A 6,519-nucleotide genomic window follows, 5' to 3' on the forward strand; every position below is an offset into this window, starting at 1 on the left:
GCAGATGCGTCAGCCGGAGGATCTCGACAAGTTCTTCACCGAGATCGCCGAAACACTGCGCGGCAAACAGGTCTTCATGCTCGGCACCTCCAACCTGATGTATGACGTCGCCAAGGCCGGCCTGGAACGCGGCATCAAGGAGGTGTTCGCCAAGGATTCGGCGATCCTGACCGGCGGCGGGTTGAAGGGTTTCGTCCTTCCGGACAACTACATGGACGTCATCGGTGAGTTCCTCGGCGTGGACCGCATCCAGGAGGGCTACGGGTTCTCCGAGCAGAGTGCGTTCCACTGGGGCTGCTCCGAGGGCCGTTATCACGTGCAGCCGTGGGTGATCCCGTTCATCCTCGACCCCGACACCAGCGAGCCGCTGCCGCGCACCGGCAGGCAGACCGGGCGTGCCGCCGTCTATGACTTCCTACTCAAGGCGCACTGGGGCGGTGCGATCTCCGGTGACGAGGTCACCATCGACTGGGACCTTCAGTGTCCGTGCGGCCAGACCAGCGTGGCCTTCGAGCATTCGATCATGCGCTACAGCGAGAAGGAGGGCGTCGACGACGACCGAATCACCTGTGCGGCAACGCACGAGGTGCACAACGAGGCCATCGACTTCATGAAGGGTGTTGATCTGTGAGCGCCGCCTACACGGTCCCGTTGTTCCTGCGCGGACAGGTGATCACCGACGACCTGATCTCCTTCGGAACCCGCAGTGGCCAGTCGCAGTTCGAGGCCCCCGACATGACGAAGCACGTCGAGCGGTTGCCCTTGACCAGCCCGGCCCAGATGGCCGACCTGTACGGTTTGTCGTTCGACGAGATCCTCGACGTGCTCGAGGCTTTGGGCAATGCGCTGGACTTCGACACCAACACCCACCTGCAGGAGGCCTATGAGGCGTCTCTGGTCGCCAACGTGCTGCCGGCGGAGATGCTACAGAACAGCTACCGGATACTGCGCCCCCTGTTCACTCGGGAGAACGTTCTCGAAGTCGCCGAAAGCCAAGTGGGACTGGACTACTTGAACGGGTGGGTACCACGCAAACTGCACGACGGTCGCGAGCTGCGGGTCCGGGCGTTTGGCTCACGCGTGCTGCACATTCCGGCCGGAAACGGTGGACTCGTGTCTGCAGTGACGATCTTGCGGTCGGTGATCACCCGGTCCGACGTCATCATCAAAGTGCCATCCAACGATCCGCTGACCGCGATCGCGATCGCGCGCACCCTTGCCGACGTGGCTCCCGATCACCCGATCACCCGACACCTGGTGGCGGGGTACTGGAAGGGTGGTGACGAGGCGGTCGAGGAGTTCCTGTACCAGCCGCGGCACGTCGAGAAGATCGTGGCCTGGGGCGGTTTGGCGTCAGTCAAGCACGTCACGCGCTACATCCAGCCCGGGCTCGAACTCATCGCACTGGACCCCAAGCGAAGCGCAACGATCATCGGTGCCGAGGCCTTCGCCGATGAGGAGACGACGCGCGAGGTGGCACGCCGCGCCGCGGTCGACATCGGTGTGGCCAACCAGGAGGGCTGTGCCAATGCACGGGTGATCTACGTGGTCAGCGGCACGGACCCGGCGGGTTTGGCGAACGCCAACCGGCTCGGCGAGATGATCTACGAGGAGCTGGTTTCGCTCCCGTCGTTCATCAGCACGCCGCCCCTGCTCCCGAACCGTGATCTGCACGAGCACCTCGAGTCGTCCCGACTGACCGACGACTTCTACCGCGTCATCGGCGGGGAGCGTCAGGAAGGGGCGATCGTGGTGTCGCAGTTCGACTCCCCGGTGGACTACTCGACGCTGCTGTCGGGTCGGGTGGCCAACGTCGTGCCCGTCGACAGCATCGACAAGGTCACCGAGGTCGTCAATGCCTATACCCAGACCATCGGTATCTATCCCGAATCGCTGAAGCGTCAACTGCGCGACATCCTTCCACTATTCGGCGCCCAAAGGCTCACCAGTCTCGGATACGCGTGCAGTGTGGCGATCGCCTGTCCCCAGGACTCGATCGAACCGATCCGGCGCATGTGCAAGTGGATCGTGGACGAAGAGTGCGAACCCGATGCGGTCATCCCGATCTGGCGGCTTGCCGGCGTCGACGCATGACACACATCGTCGACGAGGTCCTCTCGGGCGTGAACCTGACCGGGAAGGTTTGCGTCATCACCGGCGCCACCGGCGGACTGGGACTGGTGGCGGCGCGCGGGTTGGCGACCGCCGGCGCCACCGTTGCCGTCGCCGGCCGGGACCCGCAACGGCTTCGGTCGGCGGCTGATGCCATTGCGACCGAGACGCCTGCCGCGTCCGTCGAAACTGTCGAGCTGGAGCTGGACAGCTTGGCCAGTGTTCGTTCGGCCGCCGCTCAGATCAGCGCTAGATTCCCGCGCATCGACGTACTGATCAACAACGCGGGAGTGATGTTCACGCCCTTCGAGCGAACCCACGACGGCTTTGAGCTGCAGTTCGGGGTCAATCACCTCGGCCATTTCGAGCTGACGCGACGGGTGATGCCGCTGCTGCTGAACGCGGGGTCTGCGCGGGTGGTGAATCTCAGTTCCGACGGTCATCGGATCTTCGACATCGACTTCGAGGATCCCAACTGGGAGCAACGGCCGTACGACAAGTTCCAGGCCTACGGTGCGTCCAAGACGGCCAACGTTCTGTTCACGGTCGCGTTGGACGCGCGGTATCGCGACAGCGGGGTAAGGAGCTTCGCCGTTCACCCCGGCACGGTGGCCACCTCGCTGTCGCGTCACATGTCACGCGACGACATGAAGGCGATGATGGCGCTGGGCGCCGCTGACCGCGAGCCGTCCGCACCTCGTCCCAAGCTCGAGGTCATCTCGCCAGAACAGGGCGCGGCGACCTCCGTGTGGGCCGCAGTGTCCGACGAGTTGACCGGTCTTGGCGGTCTCTACCTCAAGGACTGCGCGGTAAGCGACAGCGCGATGCCCTATGCGACGGATCCTCTTCGTGCAGAACGGCTTTGGACGATCTCCGAACAGCTGTGCCAATCGACTGTGTCCCGGCCGAGTGCGTAGGCCGCCAGGCTTACCCAGCCCCCTCGACCTGCGCGGAGGGCACCGTCCACGAATTCGCCTCCGCGAGTTTCATCGGGATTGGGATCGCGCTCAGGTGGGGGTAGCGATGATCCGGGTGGCAGCGTCGACGGCGGTGGCGCGACGGTGCGCGATGAGGGTGGGGTTGTCCGTGACGGCGTGGGGGTCGGGCCAGTGCGCCCAGGCCAGGCCGATCCCGAAGAGAACGACCAGCAGCTCTGCCGGCTGCCAGGCGCGGTCGACGTGACCGCTGGCCTGGGCGGCTTCGATCGCAGCGATGGCCTGGGCGGGGATCGGTTCGCCGTCGGCGCGGGGTTCGTCCAGGACAAGGCCTTCCAGGTGTGCCCACGTGATCATGCGGAGGTGCTCGGGCCGTGCGCAGGCCAGGTCGTAGAGGTTGCCAACCCAGTCAGGGACGGCGTCGGGGCGCAGCGTGACCGCACGGAAGAACTCGCCGACATCAGCAGCGACCACTTCGCGGAAGAGAGCCTCCTTGTCGCCGAAGTGGGCGTAGAGGCGTTCCTTGCTGGCGTGCGCGGATCGTGCGATGCGGTCGATCCGGGCGCCGGCGAGTCCATACTGGGCGAACTCGGCTCGGGCTGCCGCGAGGATTTCGCCGCGCAGCTCGGTGGTGTTTCTCACAGGAGAATCATACCCAAACGAACTGGTTCGTTCGGTAATGTCGTGGCATCAGCGTGAAGCGATGACATGCGAAGAGGTTTCGATGGGTGAGGTGGTTTCAATGGACCCGGTGATTGCGGGGATGCCGCGGGGCGGCTGGGGGCGGTCATGACCACCGCGATGAACACCGACGCGATCATGAATCAACCCGGGCGAGTTCAGGCTTGGCGCCGTGTCGCAGAAGCGGTCGCCGATAGGGTCGGACCGCTCGTCGACCTCTCCCGGCCCTATGTCGACGGGTTGCAGAACCTGCCCCGCGATGGACGATTCCTGTTGGTGGGCAACCACACCCAGGGCGGTGCCGAGGCCTTCTTGATCCCGTACCTGGTGCGGCGCGCGATCGGCACCCGGGTGCGGCCCCTGGCCGACCGCGGCATGGGCCGCATGCGCGGCCCGGCCGCTGATCTGTTCGCCGCATGCGGGGTTGTCGTCGGAGCGCCGGAGACCGCCCGCGAGCTGATGCGCCATAACGAACCCGTTCTGGTGTTTCCCGGCGGCGGCCGCGAGATCCCCAAGTTCAAAGGCGAGGAGCACACCCTGCGCTGGCACGGCCGGTCCGGATTCGCCCGCCTGTCGGTCGAAAACGACTATCCGATCGTGCCCGTCGGGCTCGTCGGCGGCGACGACGTCTACCAGAGCCTGACCACCCGCGAGGGTCGGTGGGGCCGGCTGAGCCAGGGCCTGACCGAGAAATTGTCCGGTCGCACCGACATGGCGCTACCGCTGATGCATGGGATCGGCCCCACCCTGATTCCCCGGCCGCAGCGAATGTATCTGCGCTTCGCTGCCCCCATCGACACCACCAAACCCACACGGGTCTCGGAGGAGGAGTGGGTCGCCGCCATCAAGCAGAACACCCAGGAATCACTGGAGCAGACCCTGGCCGACCTCCTGGTCATCCGTAGTAGCGATCCCTACCGCGAGCTGAACCCACTGGCCTGGCGCACTGCGACCCAGCCGAACTGAACCATGACTCCCACATTCGCTGAGGTAGCCAAGGCCCGCTACATCCTGCTGACCACGTTCACCAAGGATGGCCGGCCCAAGCCGACCGCGGTCTGGGCCGCTCCCGACGGCGACCGCCTACTCGTCCACACCCAGGAAGACGCGTGGAAGGTCAAGCGGATCCGGAACACTCCGCGCGTCACCGTGGCGGCGTGCGACATACGTGGGCGGCCCAAGGGTGAGCCGGTCGAAGCAGTGGCGAAGGTCCTCGACAAGGCGGAGGCCGCGGATGTGCAGCGGGCGATCACGAAGCGCTACGGGCTATTCGGCCGGCTGTTCGACGTATACCTAAAGCTGAGCGGGTTGGATGAGAAAAGCGTCGGAGTTGAGCTCAAGGCCGTGTAGCTGACGCTTCGGGCCAGATCGGAGACGCCCGGTGGCTCTACCAGGCGGTCGCACCGCCGTCGACCGGGTAGTTGGCGCCTGTGATGTAGGACGCCCGGTCAGAAGCGATGAAGGCGACGAGCTCCGCGATCTCCTTGGGTTGACCGAAGCGCTTGAGAAGCGTCTTGCTGGTTACTGCGTCCCGGGCCGCCTGGTCGTTGCCGAGGTCGCGGTCGCTGGCCGGGGTCAGGAAGGGCCCGGGACTGATCGCCACCGCACGGATCCCATGGCGCGCGCCTTCAAGTGCTAACTGTCGCGTCATGGCGATGACGCCAGCTTTCGCAGCGGCGTGCCCGACCCACGGGGGGCTCTCTGCGGCGATCATGCCTGCGTGGGACGCAATGTTGATGATGACTCCGCCACCGCGCCGGACAAGGTGCGGCCATGCGAACTTCGAAACGAAGAAGGGAATGTCGAGTTCGCCGGTTATGGTCGCCCGCCAGTCATCGATGGAGAAATCGGGCATCGGCCCGAAGTACTGTATGCCCGCGTTGTTGCAGACCGCGTCGATCCCGCCGTAGGCGGAAACGGCGCCCTCAACCATCTTCCGCGCCTGTTCGGGGTCGGTGAGATCGATCGGCGCGATGCCAGTCATCTCACCGCCGGCACGATGTACGAGTTCGACCGTCTCGTTGTTGGCATCAATCTTGATGTCGCACCCGACAACCTGTGCACCTTCTCGGGCAAAGGTTTGTGCCGCGACGCGACCCAGACCTCCTCCGGTGCCGGTGATCAGCGCGACCTTCTTGTCGAGCATTCCCATAGCTTCCTCCTGGTCTCAACTGTCTCAGGACAAGTTGTTTCGACTATCGCAACGATGAAATTGCTGTCCCAGATCAGCCCGAGGGCGGTGAACGCGAACGTCGAGGTGCCTCCTTGGTCTCGCGCATCTTGGCGACAGGGCGACCCGCGGCGAAGATTGCGGCCTGGTTGACCATCCCGTCCGTTGCGTACGCACTGTGAGCCGCCGCCGCCGACGCGCTCCGCGCCTTCGTCGCCAATCTCGACGGTGTCGAAAGCCATATATGCGGCAGCGCCCCAGAGCGCGTGGTACGGACCAGACCAGTTTGGAGCGCCCGGGAGGCTGCTCGCGTCGGCACCGGCGCAGTTTGACGCTCGCGGCGTGGGCACTGGCGTGGGCACTAACGCCTCCTCAGATGAGGAGCTGGACTTCGTCGTTGTCCGCAGCGGTGGCGAGGCGGTGGTGGTCAATCTCGGATTTCGAACCGGCCGAGCGCCCTGAAGAGGTCCTCTGGATCGACCCGGGGGCAGCACCGCAGCGAGTGTTGGCTAGGGCGATCGCAGGATGACGATCGCGTTGTCGATCTTTTTGAAGGAGTTGAACGTCTCTGCGGGAACGCCGAAGACGGCGGACAACACCCGGGGTGGAAGCCTGCTGAGG

The 6,519-nt window shown here is 65.1% G+C and carries 7 protein-coding genes and 1 pseudogene; 5 read left to right on the forward strand and 3 right to left on the reverse strand.

Features of this window, described 5'->3' with window-relative positions; genetic code table 11:
- The 3 genes from ACRDUX_RS36175 to ACRDUX_RS36185 all read left to right on the forward strand — a co-directional run.
- Nucleotides 1–631: long-chain-fatty-acid--protein ligase (locus ACRDUX_RS36175; RefSeq protein ID WP_526421561.1), on the forward strand; the 631-nt coding region annotated here is incomplete at its 5' end.
- Nucleotides 628–2,094 carry an acyl-CoA reductase gene (locus ACRDUX_RS36180; protein ID WP_526421563.1) on the forward strand — a complete coding sequence of 489 codons (1,467 nt, stop codon included), beginning with the start codon at nucleotides 628–630 and terminating at the stop codon, nucleotides 2,092–2,094. The genes ACRDUX_RS36175 and ACRDUX_RS36180, both read left to right, overlap by 4 nt.
- Nucleotides 2,091–3,029, forward strand: coding sequence for an SDR family oxidoreductase (locus ACRDUX_RS36185; protein WP_526421564.1), 939 nt, complete (start codon nucleotides 2,091–2,093; stop codon nucleotides 3,027–3,029). The genes ACRDUX_RS36180 and ACRDUX_RS36185 overlap by 4 nt, the downstream gene beginning before the upstream one ends.
- Before the next feature lie 90 nt (nucleotides 3,030–3,119).
- Here the strand turns inward: ACRDUX_RS36185 and ACRDUX_RS36190 are convergent, their stop codons facing one another.
- Nucleotides 3,120–3,689 (reverse strand): TetR/AcrR family transcriptional regulator, encoded by a 570-nt coding sequence (locus ACRDUX_RS36190; protein WP_526421566.1) that lies wholly within the window; start codon nucleotides 3,687–3,689, stop codon nucleotides 3,120–3,122.
- A 147-nt stretch (nucleotides 3,690–3,836) separates the two neighbouring features.
- Between ACRDUX_RS36190 and ACRDUX_RS36195 the strand changes: the two genes are divergently transcribed.
- Together ACRDUX_RS36195 and ACRDUX_RS36200 are read left to right on the forward strand one after the other, a co-directional pair.
- The gene (locus tag ACRDUX_RS36195) at nucleotides 3,837–4,694 is read left to right on the forward strand and encodes a lysophospholipid acyltransferase family protein (RefSeq protein ID WP_526421568.1); all 858 of its coding nucleotides are present in this window, start codon (nucleotides 3,837–3,839) and stop codon (nucleotides 4,692–4,694) included.
- Between the two features lie 3 nt (nucleotides 4,695–4,697).
- The gene (locus ACRDUX_RS36200) at nucleotides 4,698–5,078 is read left to right on the forward strand and encodes a PPOX class F420-dependent oxidoreductase (protein ID WP_526421570.1); all 381 of its coding nucleotides are present in this window, start codon (nucleotides 4,698–4,700) and stop codon (nucleotides 5,076–5,078) included.
- Between the two features lie 37 nt (nucleotides 5,079–5,115).
- On the opposite strand, the gene ACRDUX_RS36205 is transcribed toward ACRDUX_RS36200, so the two are convergent.
- Together ACRDUX_RS36205 and ACRDUX_RS36210 are read right to left on the reverse strand one after the other, a co-directional pair.
- Entirely contained in the window at nucleotides 5,116–5,874 is a 759-nt protein-coding gene (locus tag ACRDUX_RS36205) for an SDR family NAD(P)-dependent oxidoreductase (protein ID WP_526421572.1), read from the reverse strand.
- 533 nt (nucleotides 5,875–6,407) lie between these two features.
- A pseudogene (locus tag ACRDUX_RS36210) lies at nucleotides 6,408–6,519 on the reverse strand (cupin domain-containing protein); the annotation flags it as partial.

Source organism: Mycobacterium sp. (assembly GCF_050701675.1).
Lineage (GTDB): Bacteria > Actinomycetota > Actinomycetes > Mycobacteriales > Mycobacteriaceae > Mycobacterium.